A 276-nucleotide genomic window follows, 5' to 3' on the forward strand; every position below is an offset into this window, starting at 1 on the left:
GTTTTTGGTGGTCAACAAGTCAGTTTCAAGAACAAAAAGTAGACCAAGACATAAGTGTTGCGCAAAACGTTTATAAGCAATATTTAACCTCAAAAGAAAGCCTATTGTTAACAGCAGCTAAAGTATTAACTGCCGATTTTGGTTTTAAACAAGCGGTTGCCACGCGCGATGCGGGTACCATAAGCAGTGTTTTGTATAATCACAGCCAACGGATAGACGCGCAATTAATGTTGCTTATAGATTTATCGGGTCAGCTAATTTCGTCAAATTTAGAGC

1 pseudogene is annotated in these 276 nt (G+C 38.8%); it reads left to right on the forward strand.

Going from position 1 to position 276, the window contains the following annotated elements:
• Positions 1-276: pseudogene (locus R2R70_RS20020) on the forward strand (GGDEF domain-containing protein); the annotation flags it as partial.

This window comes from Cobetia sp. SIMBA_158 (genome assembly GCF_046566945.1).
Classification (GTDB): domain Bacteria; phylum Pseudomonadota; class Gammaproteobacteria; order Pseudomonadales; family Halomonadaceae; genus Cobetia; species Cobetia amphilecti.